Origin of the sequence: Paraburkholderia sp. 32, from assembly GCF_050435345.1 — a bacterium.
Classification (GTDB): Bacteria; Pseudomonadota; Gammaproteobacteria; order Burkholderiales; family Burkholderiaceae; genus Paraburkholderia; species Paraburkholderia tuberum.
In genome coordinates, this window is record NZ_JBNDKD010000003.1 from 3263047 (window position 1) to 3279170 (window position 16124).

The 16124-nt window shown below is 63.7% G+C and carries 14 protein-coding genes, 1 tRNA gene and 1 pseudogene; 9 read left to right on the top strand and 7 right to left on the bottom strand.

Going from position 1 to position 16124, the window contains the following annotated elements:
• Positions 1-81 precede the first annotated feature (81 nt).
• Both OKW26_RS37910 and OKW26_RS37915 read left to right on the top strand, forming a co-directional pair.
• A tRNA-Ser gene (locus OKW26_RS37910) sits at positions 82-172 on the top strand.
• A 753-nt stretch (positions 173-925) separates the two neighbouring features.
• A complete protein-coding gene (locus tag OKW26_RS37915) occupies positions 926-2317 on the top strand; it encodes a hypothetical protein (RefSeq protein WP_184059593.1) in 1392 nt (463 codons plus the stop codon).
• A gap of 134 nt (positions 2318-2451) precedes the next feature.
• Here the strand turns inward: OKW26_RS37915 and OKW26_RS37920 are convergent.
• Positions 2452-2941, bottom strand: a pseudogene (locus OKW26_RS37920) (methyl-accepting chemotaxis protein); the annotation flags it as partial.
• A gap of 486 nt (positions 2942-3427) precedes the next feature.
• Between OKW26_RS37920 and map the strand changes: the two are divergent.
• The 5 genes from map to minE all read left to right on the top strand — a co-directional run bounded on the left by map (position 3428) and on the right by minE (position 7088).
• Positions 3428-4213: a type I methionyl aminopeptidase gene (gene map, locus OKW26_RS37925; protein ID WP_429356773.1), complete on the top strand. Its 786-nt coding sequence runs from the start codon at positions 3428-3430 to the stop codon at positions 4211-4213.
• 91 nt (positions 4214-4304) lie between these two features.
• Positions 4305-4838: a GNAT family N-acetyltransferase gene (locus tag OKW26_RS37930; RefSeq protein WP_090803490.1), complete on the top strand. Its 534-nt coding sequence runs from the start codon at positions 4305-4307 to the stop codon at positions 4836-4838.
• 210 nt (positions 4839-5048) lie between these two features.
• Positions 5049-5897 carry a septum site-determining protein MinC gene (gene minC, locus OKW26_RS37935; protein WP_429356774.1) on the top strand — a complete coding sequence of 283 codons (849 nt, stop codon included), beginning with the start codon at positions 5049-5051 and terminating at the stop codon, positions 5895-5897.
• A gap of 106 nt (positions 5898-6003) precedes the next feature.
• Entirely contained in the window at positions 6004-6819 is an 816-nt protein-coding gene (gene minD / locus OKW26_RS37940; protein ID WP_184059587.1) for a septum site-determining protein MinD, read from the top strand.
• Positions 6820-6833: 14 nt separating this feature from the next.
• Positions 6834-7088: a cell division topological specificity factor MinE gene (gene minE, locus OKW26_RS37945; protein WP_008922443.1), complete on the top strand. Its 255-nt coding sequence runs from the start codon at positions 6834-6836 to the stop codon at positions 7086-7088.
• Between the two features lie 230 nt (positions 7089-7318).
• On the opposite strand, the gene OKW26_RS37950 is transcribed toward minE, so the two are convergent.
• Positions 7319-8755 (bottom strand): chloride channel protein, encoded by a 1437-nt coding sequence (locus OKW26_RS37950; RefSeq protein ID WP_429356775.1) that lies wholly within the window; start codon positions 8753-8755, stop codon positions 7319-7321.
• Positions 8756-8974: 219 nt separating this feature from the next.
• Between OKW26_RS37950 and waaC the strand changes: the two genes are divergently transcribed.
• Positions 8975-9979 carry a lipopolysaccharide heptosyltransferase I gene (gene waaC, locus OKW26_RS37955; RefSeq protein ID WP_429356776.1) on the top strand — a complete coding sequence of 335 codons (1005 nt, stop codon included), beginning with the start codon at positions 8975-8977 and terminating at the stop codon, positions 9977-9979.
• A gap of 520 nt (positions 9980-10499) precedes the next feature.
• Positions 10500-10634 (top strand): hypothetical protein, encoded by a 135-nt coding sequence (locus OKW26_RS37960; protein ID WP_260321106.1) that lies wholly within the window; start codon positions 10500-10502, stop codon positions 10632-10634.
• Between the two features lie 34 nt (positions 10635-10668).
• Here OKW26_RS37960 and OKW26_RS37965 read toward each other — a convergent pair whose 3' ends face one another.
• The 5 genes from OKW26_RS37965 to OKW26_RS37985 all read right to left on the bottom strand — a co-directional run bounded on the left by OKW26_RS37965 (position 10669) and on the right by OKW26_RS37985 (position 16000).
• Positions 10669-10848 (bottom strand): hypothetical protein, encoded by a 180-nt coding sequence (locus tag OKW26_RS37965; RefSeq protein ID WP_018419748.1) that lies wholly within the window; start codon positions 10846-10848, stop codon positions 10669-10671.
• Between the two features lie 220 nt (positions 10849-11068).
• On the bottom strand, positions 11069-12376 hold the full coding sequence (locus OKW26_RS37970) for an MFS transporter (RefSeq protein WP_429356777.1): 1308 nt from the start codon (positions 12374-12376) through the stop codon (positions 11069-11071).
• Positions 12377-12744: 368 nt separating this feature from the next.
• A complete protein-coding gene (locus OKW26_RS37975; RefSeq protein ID WP_184021206.1) occupies positions 12745-13278 on the bottom strand; it encodes a TonB C-terminal domain-containing protein in 534 nt (177 codons plus the stop codon).
• Between the two features lie 362 nt (positions 13279-13640).
• On the bottom strand, positions 13641-15047 hold the full coding sequence (argH, locus tag OKW26_RS37980; RefSeq protein WP_429356778.1) for an argininosuccinate lyase: 1407 nt from the start codon (positions 15045-15047) through the stop codon (positions 13641-13643).
• Positions 15048-15187: 140 nt separating this feature from the next.
• Positions 15188-16000: a helix-turn-helix transcriptional regulator gene (locus tag OKW26_RS37985; RefSeq protein WP_090803503.1), complete on the bottom strand. Its 813-nt coding sequence runs from the start codon at positions 15998-16000 to the stop codon at positions 15188-15190.
• Positions 16001-16124 lie beyond the last annotated feature (124 nt).

The window sequence follows — 16124 nt, forward strand, 5'->3', positions numbered from 1 at the left end:
AATTCGAGCTGTTCTATAATCTTTTTCTCCCAAGCAACGGCCCGCTTGGATCCGACGATGCAGTAGCGAGTTGGAATACCCGGAAAGGTGGCAGAGTGGTCGAATGTACCTGACTCGAAATCAGGCGTACGGTTTCCCCGTACCGTGGGTTCGAATCCCACCCTTTCCGCCAAATTCTGAAACCCCTTGATTTCACCGAGATCAAGGGGTTTTTGCTTTGAGTTCTCGAATGGCTTTGCCAAGGCAATTCGAAATTGTTCAAGCATCATTTCTATTTTGGCGAAATCCTTTGTTTCAATTTTTTACATAAGCCATTTGTTGTTCGTGGCCTTTTTCATCTCATTTCCATACAAATATCTTAAGTCATCCGTGCTGCACCGTCCCCTAATTCATAGACCGGACATATTCGGGGCGTGGCTATTGCACGCTATAAGGGGTCGAAGTCAGAAAATTTGCGGGCGACCCGCCCCCCGATCGACTTCTGAAAGTGCGAATCTTCGCCGACCCCACAGATCTCCGCAAGATCTGCCCTTTTTTACAAATAAATACGATTTTTGGTTGGGCTCGGTCATTCGTTCAGGGTACGATTTACGCCGTCAGAAGCTTTTACAGGAAGAATTTTCCTGAAAATGAAAGCTTCGGCAATTAATCAGTAAAACGTTTGCACCGCAAAGGTTTGCAGCGCAAACGTTTGCGAACCAACGCGCACCCAGCCCTGTCAATCTGAACCACCGCGAGGAGCACCTTCGCGCGCCTCGGTTCAATCGGACAACACAGACGTGCGTTCAAAGCACTTCGGGACAATAGTCTTTAAGGCCTGCAATTCATTTGCATCGAATCCTTATTGATTGTCCGTCGAATCACAGCGAATCCACCTTTTGGTCTTTTTATCGGGAATTTTCCCGACATTTGGAATTACTCCGCGATGATAAAACGACGTCAATTCATTGGGGGCCTGACGGCCCTGAGCGCAAGTTATCTTTTGACCGCGTGTGGTGGGGGCAGTGGGTCATCGAACGCGAGTGGCAAGGCAGCCGCTGCGACCGGTGCTTCCGGCGCCGCGGCAGCTTCGGGTGCGTCCGCTACCTCCAGCACCGCGGACAATACGTCGCCGGTCGCGAAGGCGAGTGTCTCGAACATGTCGCCCGATGGCACCTCACTGCCTTCCGCGCCGTACATCATCGACCAGTTCGGCGCGACGTGGACGCTCTCCAACGGCGTCATCTACCGCAACGGCGCGACGGTCGGCGATACGTACAACGTGTCGCTCGTGCTGTTCTACGGCGGCAAGATCTGGCATTGCGGCACGGGTGGCGAGTTCTACGTCATTGCGGACGTCCCCAACAGTTGGCTGCATTGCAACGATCCGCGCATCGCGATCACACCGCAGGCCGGCATGTTCTATGGCATGAACGGTCACTTCGACTACACGTACACGCCCCAGCAGATCGTCTCGATCCTGAAGGCCATGGGCTGCACGAGCTATCGCGTCGGCGTCACCAACAGTTCGAACCAGCTGAACGCGGCGATCGGGCTCGCACAGGCTTTCCAGGCGGCGGGCATGACGTTGGTCGTGCTGATCGACCAGGGCGTCTACGACTCCAACGGCAACCTGCTGGCTGGCGAGAATGCCGCTTACAGCCAGGGTTACGCGGTAGCGCAGTCGGTCGCGAACGCACTGAAACCGTATGGCGTGACCATTTACGAATGCGGCAACGAGTTGACGCGCACGAACGCCACCGTGCTCGACTTCAACGCTGCGGGCACGAAGGCAGCGGACTTCAACAACACGAACTGGCCGGTGATGCGCGGCGTGATGCGCGGGATGATCGACGGCGTGAAAGCGGTTCAGTCGAACGCGAAGTGCGGCATCAATTTCTGCGTGAACGATGTCGGCGCGGCGGACGCGCTGTGGGACGGCGATCAGCCGGATGGCAGCGGCGGTCACCCGACCGTGCGCTGGGACATCACCACGTGGCACAACTACGAGGTGTATGGCGATGTGTTCTCCCTCGGTGCGGACGGCGCCCAACCTGGCTTCGATCTGCCGATCTATTGCAAGGCCCGGTATGGCGTGCCGTTCATCATCACCGAGTGGAACACCGGACCGGAGCAAAACGAGACCTATCGTGGGAACTACATCACGACGAAGCTCGGCGAGTTCTATCAGAACCGCAAGACGCACAATATCCAGAGCGTCATGTATTACGTGCTCGACAGCGGCGACCAGGGCTTCGGCATCATGATGAACGGCTCGCCGTTGAATCCGTCGTACAGTGCGTTCCAAAGCTTCACGGCGGCCCATCCCGACAACTAAGCCGCGGATATCGACGTAAGCAGGCCCGCACGTCTGTGGTCGATGCTGCCCGGTGTCAAGGGCAGCACGTCGCCGGGCCCGACAGCGGCGCCCAACCCTTGCCTTCAGCGTATCGAGGCCAGGGGACGGGCGTCTCATCCCACCCGAAACCCTTCCATCATCTCCCTCAATGCCCGCGCCTGTTCCGCGAGCGACGCGGCGGCCGCCGCGCTTTCCTCGACGAGCGCCGCATTCTGCTGCGTGACCTCGCCATCTGCGTGATCGCGATGCCCACCTGCTGAATCCCATCGCTCTGCTGACCCGACGCCTGCGCAATGTCACCGACGATGCTGGTCACGCGCGCGATCGCCGCTTCGATCTGCTGCATCGTGCCGCCCGCGTCTTCGACGAGTCCCGCGCCGCGTTCGACGCTTGACGTCGAATCGGCGATCAGCGCGCCAATCTCGCGCGAGGCTGCGCACCTCGCCGGCGACGACCGCGAAGCCGCGACCCTCGTCGCCGGCACGCGCGGCTTCGACCGCTGGACGCGCCGCGCGCGAGTTCGCTCGCCTGTTCGGCATTGCTCGCATCGAGCTGCACGGTCGCGGTCAGCTGCTCCATCGCGGAGGCCGTCTCGCCGAGCGCGACGACCGACGCATAGTGCACCGCTGCGTCGGAGAAGGCATTCATTCGCGCGTTCCGGCGCTGGTCGGCAATGGCGCCGAAGCAGTACGCCCGCAATCAGCGTGATCCGTACGATATGGCGAAGGGCGGAACGCAGCGGGCGGCATGACGGGACGCCCGAATTTTAGTTCGGGAAACTGAACGATCACGATGTCCGGCTCGATGATCGTTCGAGTCCCTTTGCCGCCAGTCCATCTGAACGAGCAGGCCCGCAAGCTGGCCGAGCAAAAGCCCGTCATTGTGATTCGGGCGCGCGGCCTCGGCATAGCTCCGATAGCGCGACCGCCTCCTCCCGCGCACCGCTTCAGCCGATTTGCGCGGGGTCCATCCGCGATCCTCTGTACAATTGCCCGAAATCGCCCAATCGAGCGGCGGTTGCGGGCCGCCGGGCTTTCGGGCGCGGCGGGTCATCTCGCGCTTGACCCGCGACTCACATCGACTGAATTCATGGCCATTACCTACAAGACTCACGACGATATCGCGAAGCTGCGCATTGCGGGCCGCCTCGCGGCCGATGTGCTGGCAATGATCGGCGAGCACGTCAACGCAGGCGTCTCCACCAACGACCTCGACGCGCTGTGCAACGACTACATCGTCCACACGCAGAAAGCGATTCCGGCCAATGTCGGCTATCTGGGCTTTCCGAAGACCGTCTGCACGTCGGTCAATCATGTCGTGTGTCACGGCATCCCGAATCGCAACGAGATCCTGAAGGACGGCGACATCCTCAACATCGACGTCGCGATCATCAAGGACGGCTATTTCGGCGACACGAGCCGCATGTACTGCGTCGGCCAGTCGAGCACGGTCGCGCGTGCGCTGATCGACACGACCTACGAGGCGATGGTGGCCGGCATCCGCGAGGTGAAGCCGGGCGCGACGCTCGGCGACGTCGGCCACGCGATCCAGAAGGTCGCGCAGCGCGAGGGCTTCTCGATCGTGCGCGACTACTGCGGGCACGGCATCGGCAAGGTCTATCACGAGGACCCGCAGGTGCTGCACTATGGGCAGCCGGGGCAGGGGGTGCGCCTGAAGCCGGGCATGGTCTTCACGATCGAGCCGATGATCAACGCGGGCCGCGCCGGCACGTCGGTACAGCGCGACGGCTGGACCGTGATCACGAAGGACCGCTCGCTGTCGGCGCAATGGGAGCACATGGTCGCCGTGACCGACGACGGCTATGAACTGCTGACGCCGTGGCCGGACGGCACGGGCGACTACGACGCGCCGTGAGCGGGACCGCATATTCTGGTCAATAATAAATTTGACTCGCCGGCCGGTTCGGTTAAAGCTACGCGTTAGGGTTTCCAGGGGTTTCGTCTGCATGAGTCCGTCATTGACCGTTCGCCGCATCACTGCTGATCAGGGCGCCGTTTTTCGCGAACTCCGCACGGCCTCGCTGCGGGAGGCGCCGTACGCCTTCGGCGCGACGCTCGAGGACGCGTTGTCGGCCGATGCCGCCAGTTTCGACGCGACCGCGGCGAATCACGCGGTTTCGCAGTCCGTCGGTGCATTCCTGCTCTATACCGAGGGTCATCCGGCCGGGCTGATCGAGGCGCATTTCGACGACACCGCGGCGCGCCGCGCGTTCGTTTGCGAGTTGTGGGTGGCGCCGGCCGTGCGCCATCTGCGCGGCGGCGAGCTGCTCGTCGATACCGCGAGCAGCTGGCTCGCGAATGCGGGCGCCACGGAAATCTACGCGTGGGTCGCCGACGCGAACCGCAACGCGATGCGCTTTTACGAAGCGCTGGGCTTTGGCCCGACCGGCGAGCACCGGCGCGTCGAGCGCGCACCCGAGCAGGTCGAAAGTCTGCTGGTGCGGCACGTGCCGACTACTTCGCAGGTGTTGCAGCAGTGATCGCCCAAGCGGCGCGTCGCGTGCGCCGCTCGTCTTCGCCGTCCCTTCATCACGGTCTTTTTCCCGCCAGCGTTTCTTTCGCACCGTCGCGCGTCGATCGCATCGACGACACGCGTTGCGCTTGCGCGCGCGAGCACCGATTCTCCCGGGAAAAATAGTGGCCGCGCGCTTGTACGCCTGTAAAATACGCAAAATTTTTCGCCGAACGCTATGTCGCCCAAGAAATCGCCCTTTTTCGAACTGCGCAGCGGCTCTGTCGACACGCTGATGTTCGTGGTCAAAACGACCGACCTCGATGCGATGCGTGCCGAGCTGACGCGACGCTTCGAGGCGACCCCCGAATTCTTCGCTAACGACGTCGTCGCGATCGACGTGCGGCGTCTCGCCGGCAACGAACGCGTGCCGCTCGCCGACATCGCGCAACTGCTCGACAGCGTGCGCATGCGTCCGGTCGGCGTGGTCGCGAATGCGGAGCAACAGTGGGCGACGGAGTCGGGATTGCCGTTGCTCGAAGCGCGCGATCGCCGCGGCGCGCCGGCGAAGCAGGCCGATGAGGACAGCACGGCGAGCGCGGCAAACGCGGCGGCAGGCACCGAGGCAAGCGCGGGCACGAGCGCGTCCGCCAGCTCTGCATCCGCAACCGCCAGCGCGGCCACGGCCACGGCCGCTGCCGCCGCCGTCGAACCCACGCCCGCCGCCGAGCCGGTGCGTCTTGCCACGTCGCCGCAAACGATGGTGGTCGACAAGCCGTTGCGCTCGGGTCAGCGTATTTACGCAAAAGGCGATCTGGTCGTGCTCGGTCTGGTCAGCTACGGCGCCGAGGTGATCGCGGAAGGCAACATCCACATTTACGCGCCGCTGCGCGGCCGGGCATTGGCCGGCGTGCAGGGCAATCACGACGCGCGCATCTTCTGCACGTGTCTCGAACCGGAACTGATCTCGATCGCGGGCATCTATCGAACGACCGAGAACCCGCTGCCGGCCGACGTGCTCGGCAAGCCGGTGCAGATCTGGCTCGAAGAAGAAAAACTGATGATCGAACCGCTGCGGCTCACGTAAAGCGCCGCGAAACGCGCGCTGCTCCGAGCGATTGCGGCACGCGGCGTTTCACGGCGAGGCGGGCCGCGCACCAATTGACGCATTTGACGAACACAAGGTAAGGGTAATGGCAAAAATCATTGTGGTGACTTCGGGCAAGGGTGGCGTGGGCAAGACGACCACGAGCGCGAGCTTTGCGTCGGCCCTCGCGTTGCGCGGCAGCAAGACCGCCGTGATCGACTTCGACGTCGGCCTGCGCAACCTCGACCTCATCATGGGCTGCGAGCGCCGCGTCGTGTACGACCTGATCAACGTGATCCAGGGCGAAGCGAATCTGAATCAGGCGCTGATCAAAGACAAGAAATGCGAGAACCTGTTCATCCTCCCGGCCTCGCAAACGCGCGATAAAGACGCGCTGACGATGGACGGTGTCGAGAAGGTCATCAACGATCTGATCGCGATGGACTTCGAATACATCGTCTGCGATTCGCCGGCCGGTATCGAGTCGGGCGCGCTGCTTGCGATGCACTTCGCCGACGAAGCGCTGATCGTGACGAACCCGGAAGTGTCGTCGGTGCGCGACTCCGATCGCATTCTCGGCATCCTGTCGTCGAAGACCAAGCGCGCGATCGAAAGCAAGGAGCCGATCAAGGAGCACCTGCTGATCACCCGCTACAACCCGAAGCGCGTCAGCGAAGGCGAAATGCTGTCGTTGACCGACATCCAGGAAATTCTGCGCATCGATCTGATCGGCGTGATTCCGGAATCGGAAGCGGTGCTGCACGCGTCGAACCAGGGTCTGCCGGCCGTGCATATGGACGGCACCGATGTGGCCGAAGCCTATAAGGACGTCGTGTCGCGTTTCCTCGGCGAGCAGAAATCGCTTCGCTTTGTCGATTACCAGAAGCCCGGGCTGCTGCAGCGCCTCTTCGGCACCAAGTAAGGGGAGCGCACGTCATGTCGATTCTTTCGTTTTTGCTGGGCGAGAAAAAGAAGTCCGCGTCGGTAGCGAAGGAACGCCTGCAGTTGATCATCGCGCACGAGCGCGCCGGCGGCCATGCGCCCGCCGATTATCTGCCTGCGTTGCAACGCGAATTGGTAGCCGTGATCTCGAAGTACGTGAAGATTTCCGATGACGACATACGCGTGAGTCTCGAGCGTCAGGACGATCTCGAAGTGCTCGAAGTCAAGATCGAAATACCCCAGGCCTGAGCTTCGGATGGACCGCGGTCCATCTCGCATCATGTGCAGGACGTCGCATGGCGTCGCGTCGCAGCGACGTGATGCGGTGCGGCGTTCGGCTCGTCCTCTGGCTTCTGTCTGAAGCCGTCTCTTCGCATCTCCACGGCGCTCGCCATTTCCCGGTCGAACTGAACCGTTGCACTCCAGCGGTGCCGTTACCGTTACCCGCGCAACGTCAGCCTCGCGTCGCCCTCACACATCTACTGACGCGGCGAGTCGGCGGTACCCGTCGTGATGTCGTCTGCGGCATCGTCGGCGCTCGGCTCGCCGTCCTCGCTTTCCGCTTCCGGCACCTCGACCTCGGGCACTTCCGGCACTGGCGCAGGCGTGGGCTGCGGCAGCGGCGTCACGTAGCGCTCGGCGAGCGACTCATAGAGCGGCGGCGCGAACAGGCGGGACACTCGGCTCGCGATCAACGCGGTGGCCATCAGCGAAATCACGAGCGCGTGGCCGTCGATCATCTCCATCACGATCACGAACGAAGTGATCGGCGACTGCGTGACCGCGGCCAGATAGCCGACCATCGCGAGCGCGATCAGCATCGGCAATTGCATCGAATCGAACACCATGTGCAGCAGATTGCCGAAGCCCGCGCCGATCGACAGCGACGGCGCGAAGATGCCGCCCGGAATGCCCGGCAGGTATGAGCCGACCATCGCGATCATCTTCAGGAACGGATAGAACACCGACAACTGCTCGTGTCCCTCGAGCAGGCCGCGCGCTTCCGTATAGCCGCTGCCGAACGTCGTGCCGCCCGAGATCACGCCGACCACCGCGATCGCGAAGCCGCACAGCGCGGCGAACGCAACCGGCCGCTCGCCGTGCAACTGACGCAGCGGCTCCGGAATCCAGCGCGCGGTATTGAGCAGCAGCCAGCCGAAGATACCGCCCGCGATTCCCGTGACGATCGCGGTGAGCACCACCGCGACGGCGAGCAGATCAGGGAAATGCGCGCCGATCTGGATCGTGCCGAAATACGTGTAGTTGCCGTTCAGGCCGAGTGCGACGACACCCGCAATGATGATCGCCGTGATCAGCACGCCACTCGTGCGCGCCTCGAAGCTGCGCGTCAATTCCTCGATTGCGAATACGACGCCCGCGAGCGGTGTGTTGAACGCCGCCGACAAACCCGCCGCCGCGCCCGCCAACGCGAGCTGCCGTTCGATCTGCGCATTCGAGCGCGGATAGAACCGGCGCAGATTGAACATCAGCGCGGCGCCGACCTGCACGGTCGGTCCTTCACGGCCGATCGTAAAGCCGCCGAGAATCGCGAGAAACGACACGCCGATTTTGCCGAGCAGAATTCGCAGCGACAGCAGCCGCGTGCCGTATCCGCGCTGTTTCGTGTGCAGCGTTGCGATGACCTGCGGGATGCCGCTGCCCTCGGAGCCGCGAAAGAACTTGCGTGTGAGCCAGACCGCGAGTGCGGCAACCGCGGGCGTGATCACGAGCGGCGCCCACACATATCGCTGCCGGACATCGAGAAACGCGTCATACCCCCAGTCGATCAGACGCGCATACAGCACCGCGATCAGGCCGACGGCGATTGCACCGAGCCAGAAGATGCCGTATTGCCGCCACAGGCGTTTTGCGCGACGCATGACAGCGGGCGAACGGGAAGGGAAGGGCCGGGACATGAATTAGATTCGTGCAAAGGGCCAAGTATAAAGCGTGCGGGACCGACCAGAATACGTGAAAGATGTTTGAAATAATGAAGTGAAGTGAATCATCAGGCGGATATTTTTTTGCTGTAACGTGCCGTATTGAGAATCGGACCGCGCGCAACGGCCATTTGGCGGGATCGGTAAAAACGTCAGCTAGAATAGTTTCAACTCCGAATAACGAACAGACCCTCAATGAAGCGAATACTTATTGTCAAGGTCACTTCACTAGGCGATATCGTGCAGGCGTTGCCAGTCGTCGCCGACATCAAACGCGCATTTCCTGGCGTTCAGGTGGATTGGGCGGCGGACGAAGCATTCGCGCAAGTCGTGCATTGGAGCCAGGGCGTCGATCGCGTGCTGTGCGCGCCGCTGCGCCGCTTCAAGAAGGCGCGTCGCTGGAGTGATCTGAAGGCGATCTGGGCATCCATCGCCGAGCTGCGCGCGTATCGCTACGACTACATCATCGACATTCACGGCGTCTACAAGAGCGCGATCATCGCCTTCCTCGCGCGCTCGTCGCGGCGCATCGGCTATCAATCCCTGGATCTGGGCGAGCGTGGCGCCGCGTTCGCCTACACCGGGCGTTTCGGCCCACGTCCGCAAGGCAGCGCGTGGCACGGCATGCGCATCAGCGCCAGCGAGGCGCTCGGCTACGAAGTGGAAGGACCGCCCATCTACGACCTGCAGCTACCCGAAACCGCCCCGCAGCCGTTCGCGACGCAAGACGCGCCTGTCGCGGCGCTCTTTCACGCCACCTCGAAAGCCGACAAGAAATGGCCGCTCACGCACTGGGCGGCGCTTGGACGCGAGTTGAGCGAGCGCGGTTTCCGTGTGGTGCTGCCGTGGGGCTCGGACGGTGAGCTTGCCGAAGCCGGGCAGATCGCCGCGCAGGTGCCAGGCGCGACCGTGCTGCCGCCATTGAGTGTGACCGAAGTTGCGCAGATGATCGGCGCGTGCGCGCTCGTGGTCGGTACCGATACGGGTTTCGTGCACCTCGCGCATGCGCTGCAGAAGCGCACCGTGATGATCTTCGTCGCGACGTCGCCATCGCATTGCGGCGTCGAGGCGCCGTATCGCTCGACCTCGATCGGCGACGGCGACTCGGTGCCGCCCATCAGCGCGGCGCTCGAAGCGATCGACTACGTGTACGCGGCAGAGCCGGTGCTCGCGATGCAGCAAGGATCTGCCGCCGCCTGAGTTCGTTCGCGCGCTCGCGCAATCGTTTGCGCAAAAGAAAAGAGGCGCGATGCGTAGTCCACCCTTGCTGGCGGGGACTGCATCGTCGCGCCTCAAAGAACGCCCGTGTCGGGGAACAGCGGGCGGAGAGGAATCGATTACACGTCTGTTAAAACTGTCGCTTTTCGTTGGACGCCGAAGCGTCCGATGCGCGGACGCCAGGGCGGCAAGCTGATACGCCGCGGTGCGTGGAGGCTCGCACGGCGCGCGTTGAACCGCTCGATTGCGGCGACGCTGGCGCGGCCAGCAAGGTTTCTATCGCGACAGTGCGCTCAACGGAGTATAGGCGGTGTTTTCCGCCATGGTGGCGCGATCTGGCGGCAGCGGGGCGGTCGATCGAACGCGCCGATCCAGCGCGCCGGTCCTGTAACAGCTCGGTGATGTTCCCTTACAAATGGCAACGTTCGCTGCGGCGCGCATCGTGTCCAATCGGGTCATTCGGGGTTTGCGCTCGAATCAATCTGACTCGATGGAGAACAACATGAAACGCTTGATCCTGACTCTCGTGGCCGGCACGCTGCTCGCATCGGCACTCGGCGGCTGCGTTATCGCGCCGGCGCCGGGCTATTACTACGGCGGCGGTGGCTACTACCATCACGGCTACTACTACCGCTAAGCCGCGCGCCGTGCTCAGGCCCGGAGCACCAGCCTCAGGCGACCAGCATTTCGAACGCGACCACCGCGGCAATGGCCGCGGCGTTCGCGGCCAGCGCCTCGACGACGATGGATTTCCATGTCGTCGGACGGAAGCGCAGCGCGAGCAGCAGCGAGCCGAGCAAGGCCAGCGCGATGATCGTCACGATATCGGCATTGTGAAGATGGACGTTCATGCGGATCTCCCCGTTTTTTATAGGGTTATGTCAGGGAGTATAGGCAAGTCAAAAGGACGCGCAAGGCGGGGGTTTTACCCGGGCCGGGCCGCGCAAACAGCGAGGAAATAATGCTCTCTGCATGCTGCCGCAGACGCGTAAAAACTGCGCGGGTGCAGCATCGATCGAACCTCGGCAAACGCGCATCGACGAAAGCGTTGTTCCGTCGATGCGCGTTGCATCATGTCATCAAACTCTCATCACGCGTCTCGCGCATGCACAGCACGCCGACAAGGCTCACGGCCGCGGCGACCGACACGTACGCGCCGACCCATGCCAAGCCGCCGTGGGCGGCGAGCACCTGCGCGATATACGGTGCGACCGACGCGCCGAGAATCCCGCCGAGGTTGTACGCGACGCCGGCGCCCGTATAGCGCACGTTGGTCGGAAACAGTTCCGGCAGCAGCGCGCCCATCGGCGCGAAGGTCACGCCCATCAGGAACAGCTGGATCACGAGAAACAGCAGCACGAGCAACGGCTCGCCGCTGCCGAGCAGCGGTGCCATCGTGAAGCCCGACAGGATCGCCGCGATGATGCCGACGATCAGCACCGGCTTGCGCCCGAAGCGATCGCTCGCACGGGCCGACAGCGGCGTCGCGATTGCCATGAATACGACCGCGATGCACAGCAGGCCGAGGAACGTCTGCCGCGGAATATGCAGCGACCCGACGCCATAAGACAGCGAGAACGTCGTCGCGTTGTAGAACAGCGTGTAGCAGACCACCATCGCGAGCGCGCCGAGCACGGTCGGCCGCCAGTGCTGCGAGAACAGCGTCGCGATCGGCACGCGCACGCGCTCCTTGCGCTCGATCGCTACCTGGAACGCGGGCGTTTCGGCAATCTTCAGCCGCACGTACAGCCCGAGCGCGACGAGCACCGAGCTGACGATGAACGGCACGCGCCAGCCCCAGCTGCGGAACTGCTCGTCGGAGAGCGACATTGCGAGCGCGAAGAACAGGCCGTTGGACGCGAGAAAGCCGATCGAGGGCCCGAGCTGCGGGAACATGCCGAACCAGCCGCGTTTGCCGGCCGGCGCGTTTTCGGTGGCGAGCAGCGCGGCGCCGCCCCATTCGCCGCCGAGGCCGATACCCTGGCCGAAACGCAGCACGCACAGCAGGATCGGCGCGAGGCTGCCGATCGCGTCGTAGCCCGGCACGAAGCCGATCAGCGTGGTCGACAGGCCCATCACGAGTAGCGACGCAACCAGAGTCGATTTGCGGCCGATGCGGTCGCCGAAGTGGCCGAACAGGAACGAGCCGATCGGTCGCGCGACGAACGCGATGCCAAACGTGACGAACGCCGACAGCGCCTGCGCGGTGGCCGAGCCATGCGGGAAGAATACCGGTCCGATCACGAGCGCCGCGGCGGTCGCGTAGACATAGAAATCGTAGAACTCGATCGCGGTGCCGATGAAGCTCGCGAAGATGATCCGCGCGGTATTGTTTTGCCCGCTTGCGGGCTGAGCGGCGGAAATCGGCGAAGTGGACATGCAGGGTCTCCAATTGTATGAGGCCGCGGCGCGCTGAGCCGTGTTTCGCAGACAGGCGGCGCGCAACGGCGGCATCCTCGTTGAGGTATAGGTTTGGGCGCCGCACGCGGGGTGGCGGCGCGGCACTGCAGTCGGCTCATGCGCCGCGCCGGCGGGTGTGCGGACGGCGTGAGCCATGCCGGAAGGCTCCGGCGCGGGGAATCGGAAAATTATAGCGAGCGCGCTCGTCGCGCAGCAATGGCGGCGTAAGTTTGCGCGGCAACGAGGGGGCTTTATGAGTTATGCGCGATGACTCGAGTAGCTCGCGCGTGGCCGACCCATGCGCGGCTGCGCTGGGCGGTGCGTGTCAGCGCACGCGCCAACCGCGCTCAGTCGTACGTTTCCGCTTGCGGCGAGGCGAGCTCGCGCAGTTGGAATTTGCCGTTGTCGTTGAACAGCCAGTCTTCGAATAGCTCGAGCTGGCCGCGGCCATTCAGCAGCTTGCCGGGCGGTAGCGGCAGCGGCGCCGAGCGGCGCAGCGTCGCGAGCGCGGTGCTTTCGGCTTCGTCGTCACCGTTCGTGCGATACACCGATGACTCGACGATGTGTCCATAACGATCGACCGTGAACGACACCACCACCAGCGAGCGCAGCATCGGCTGGGGCCTGCCCTGGAGCACATACGACGGATTGCGCTCGACGATCCGTCGTGCGACCGCGTCGCGATATTGATCGAGCGTCGCGCTGTTGATCGCGGCCACCGGTGTGCTGACGGTTTCGTGCGGCGTCAGCGGTGTGATCGTGCAACCGGCCACGGCGACAACACCGAGCGCGGCGAGCGATAGCCGATGCATGCGAGCGGCCGTGAAGGAGCGCAGAGCTACACGGTGAGAAACAGGAGGGGGAGAAGTGCGAGAGAGCATCGTCGACGAACCGCGAGGAGAACCTGATTGAATGGTAGTCAAAAAGCGCCGGGATTCAATTGGCGTTCGCCCGCCGGATGTCATCGTGCGTGCCCCGCTGAGGCGCTTTGCTTTCCGCTGTAATGGCCGGAAATGTGCGCGCATTGGTCGGCGAGCGAAACCCGCCTACACTCTGATGGCCTCTTGCTGAGGCATCGGTGGAAGTCTTTTCAGCCCGCTTCTGGCGGGCTTTCTTTTGCCTTCGATTCGCCATTCACACGCGGCAATAAAAAAGGCGAACCCGCCAAGCGGGTCCGCCTTTTCGATCCCGGTTCAACCAGCCACGCCGCAAGCTTAGGCTCACGGCGCTGCCCATGCGTCGATTAATTCAACATCGCACGCGCCGCTTTCACCGCGGCCAGCACCTGGTCGGGCGCGGTGCCGCCCGGATGATTGCGGCTCGCCACCGAGCCCTCGAGCGTCAGATACGAGAACACGTCGTCGCCGATCAGATGCGCGACGTTCGGCAGTTCGCCGCGCATTTCATCGAGCGTCAGGTCCGCGAGATCGCAGCCGCGATCGGCGCACACGCGCACCGCGAGCGCGACTGCTTCGTGCGCGTCGCGGAACGGCAGGCCGCGCTTGACGAGATAGTCGGCGAGGTCCGTCGCGGTAGAGAAGCCTTGCAGCGCGGCGTCGCGCATCGCCTGCGGCTTGACCGTGATGCCGGCGACCATTTCGGCGAAGATGCGCAGCGTGTCGGCGACCGTATCGACGGTGTCGAACAGCGGCTCCTTGTCTTCCTGGTTGTCCTTGTTGTACGCGAGCGGTTGGCCCTTCATCAGCGTGAGCAGCGCCATCAGATGGCCGTTCACGCGGCCGGTCTTGCCGCGCGCGAGTTCGGGCACGTCCGGGTTCTTCTTCTGCGGCATGATCGACGAGCCGGTGCAGAAACGGTCGGCCAGATCGATGAAGCCGACGCGCGGGCTCATCCACAGCACCAGTTCTTCGGAGAAGCGCGACACGTGCGTCATCACGAGCGCGGAGGCGGCCGTGAATTCGATCGCGAAGTCGCGGTCGGAGACTGCGTCGAGCGAGTTCGCGCAGATGCCGTCGAAGCCGAGCGTCTTCGCCACGGCGTGACGGTCGATCGGATAGCTGGTGCCGGCGAGCGCGGCCGCGCCGAGCGGCAGACGGTTCACGCGCTTGCGGCAGTCGATCATGCGCTCGGCGTCGCGCGAGAACATTTCGACGTACGCGAGCAGATGGTGGCCGAACGTGACGGGCTGCGCGACCTGCAGGTGCGTGAAGCCCGGCATGATGGTCGCGGCGTTCTTCTCCGCGATCTCGAGCAGCGCCACGCGCAGTTCGGTGAGCAGCTCGCCGAGGCGGTCGATCTCGCCGCGCAGCCACAGGCGGATGTCGGTCGCGACCTGGTCGTTGCGTGAGCGGCCGGTGTGCAGGCGCTTGCCGGCGTCGCCGATCAGCGCGGTCAGGCGCGCTTCGATGTTCAGGTGCACGTCTTCGAGATCGAGCTGCCATTCGAACTCGCCGCGCTCGATTTCACCTTTGATCTGCGCCATGCCGCGCTGGATCGCGGCGAGGTCGTCGGCGGAAATGATCTTCTGCGCGGCGAGCATCGACGCGTGCGCGAGCGACCCTTCGATGTCGACGAACGCCAGACGCTTGTCGAAGAAAACCGACGACGTGTAGCGTTTGACGAGTTCCGACATCGGCTCCGAGAAGCGAGCCGACCAGGCTTCGCCTTTTTTGTGCAGTTGGGACGTCATGGTGTTGGGCGGTAAAAACGAGCGGTGAAGAGGCTGGCAACGCGAGTGCGCGAATCGTGCAAGAGCGCCGCCGCAGCGAAGAAAGACGAAGATTTTAACACCGGGCGAGGGCGGCCAAAGCGCTGCCGCCCATCGCGGGCCTATTCGCGCACCAGCACCACGAGCTTCAGATCCTCGCGATGCGCGGGCTTGAACGTGATCTGGTCACACACGATGCGCCCGTCGCGCGGATGGTTGAACTCGCGCCTGCCACCTTCGCGCCCGCCGACGTCCTGGGAGGCCCAGTAGCGCGCGAACTCGTCGCTCGCGGCCGACAGCGAATCGATCAGCCCACGTGTGGGCGCATCGTTCAGATGGCGGATCGAGTCGGCGCGGAATTCGGCGGCGAGCCGCCGCGCGCGCGTTTCCCAATCGACGATCAACGCGCGCGCGGCCGGCTCGGTGAACGTGTAGCGCAGCAGGTTGCGGTCGTGCGCGCCGTCGAGCCAGCCGACGAACAGATCGGCCGCGCGCTCGTTCCACGCAAGCGCGTTCCACTGCCGGTCGAGCACGTAGGCGGGCGTGTCGATGAGCTGCACGGTTTGCAGCAGCGTGGCGGGCGCATCGGCGGCGGCCGGGTCGGGCTCGGCCGGATCGCGTTGCGCGGCCAGCTCGAACAGATACGCGCGCTCGGCGCGCGACAGCTGCAACGCGACCGCGATGCGCGCGAGCGCATCGGCGGAAGCGGACACTGGCCGGCCCTGCTCGATCCACGTGTACCAGGTCGGGCTCACGCCGCACAGTTGCGCGACTTCCTCGCGCCGCAGACCGGGCGTGCGGCGACGCGGCCCCGGCGGCAGCCCGACCGCCTGCGGCGACAGCCGCTCGCGATGGGCGCGGATGAAGTCGCCGAGCGCGCGGGCCGGGGTGGCGTCGAGCGGCGGCGGGTGATCGGCGGAAGACGGCGTCGTCATGCTATCGGCTGCGCGTGGAGGGGGTAATAGAGATACCAGAATAATTGCCGAACTTGTACTGGTACATGGCGGGCTCTATTGTAGCGGCTGGATTCGCGCAATGAGAAAAGCCGGGTGTGACCTG

What these genes read in the sequence shown, in the direction of transcription:
- OKW26_RS37915 (WP_184059593.1), top strand. Translation starts at nt 926, where the DNA reads ATGATAAAACGACGTCAATTCATTGGGGGCCTGACGGCCCTGAGCGCA.
- map (WP_429356773.1), top strand. Translation starts at nt 3,428, where the DNA reads ATGGCCATTACCTACAAGACTCACGACGATATCGCGAAGCTGCGCATT.
- OKW26_RS37930 (WP_090803490.1), top strand. Translation starts at nt 4,305, where the DNA reads ATGAGTCCGTCATTGACCGTTCGCCGCATCACTGCTGATCAGGGCGCC.
- minC (WP_429356774.1), top strand. Translation starts at nt 5,049, where the DNA reads ATGTCGCCCAAGAAATCGCCCTTTTTCGAACTGCGCAGCGGCTCTGTC.
- minD (WP_184059587.1), top strand. Translation starts at nt 6,004, where the DNA reads ATGGCAAAAATCATTGTGGTGACTTCGGGCAAGGGTGGCGTGGGCAAG.
- minE (WP_008922443.1), top strand. Translation starts at nt 6,834, where the DNA reads ATGTCGATTCTTTCGTTTTTGCTGGGCGAGAAAAAGAAGTCCGCGTCG.
- OKW26_RS37950 (WP_429356775.1), bottom strand. Translation starts at nt 8,755, where the DNA reads ATGTCCCGGCCCTTCCCTTCCCGTTCGCCCGCTGTCATGCGTCGCGCA.
- waaC (WP_429356776.1), top strand. Translation starts at nt 8,975, where the DNA reads ATGAAGCGAATACTTATTGTCAAGGTCACTTCACTAGGCGATATCGTG.
- OKW26_RS37960 (WP_260321106.1), top strand. Translation starts at nt 10,500, where the DNA reads ATGAAACGCTTGATCCTGACTCTCGTGGCCGGCACGCTGCTCGCATCG.
- OKW26_RS37965 (WP_018419748.1), bottom strand. Translation starts at nt 10,848, where the DNA reads ATGAACGTCCATCTTCACAATGCCGATATCGTGACGATCATCGCGCTG.
- OKW26_RS37970 (WP_429356777.1), bottom strand. Translation starts at nt 12,376, where the DNA reads ATGTCCACTTCGCCGATTTCCGCCGCTCAGCCCGCAAGCGGGCAAAAC.
- OKW26_RS37975 (WP_184021206.1), bottom strand. Translation starts at nt 13,278, where the DNA reads ATGCTCTCTCGCACTTCTCCCCCTCCTGTTTCTCACCGTGTAGCTCTG.
- argH (WP_429356778.1), bottom strand. Translation starts at nt 15,047, where the DNA reads ATGACGTCCCAACTGCACAAAAAAGGCGAAGCCTGGTCGGCTCGCTTC.
- OKW26_RS37985 (WP_090803503.1), bottom strand. Translation starts at nt 16,000, where the DNA reads ATGACGACGCCGTCTTCCGCCGATCACCCGCCGCCGCTCGACGCCACC.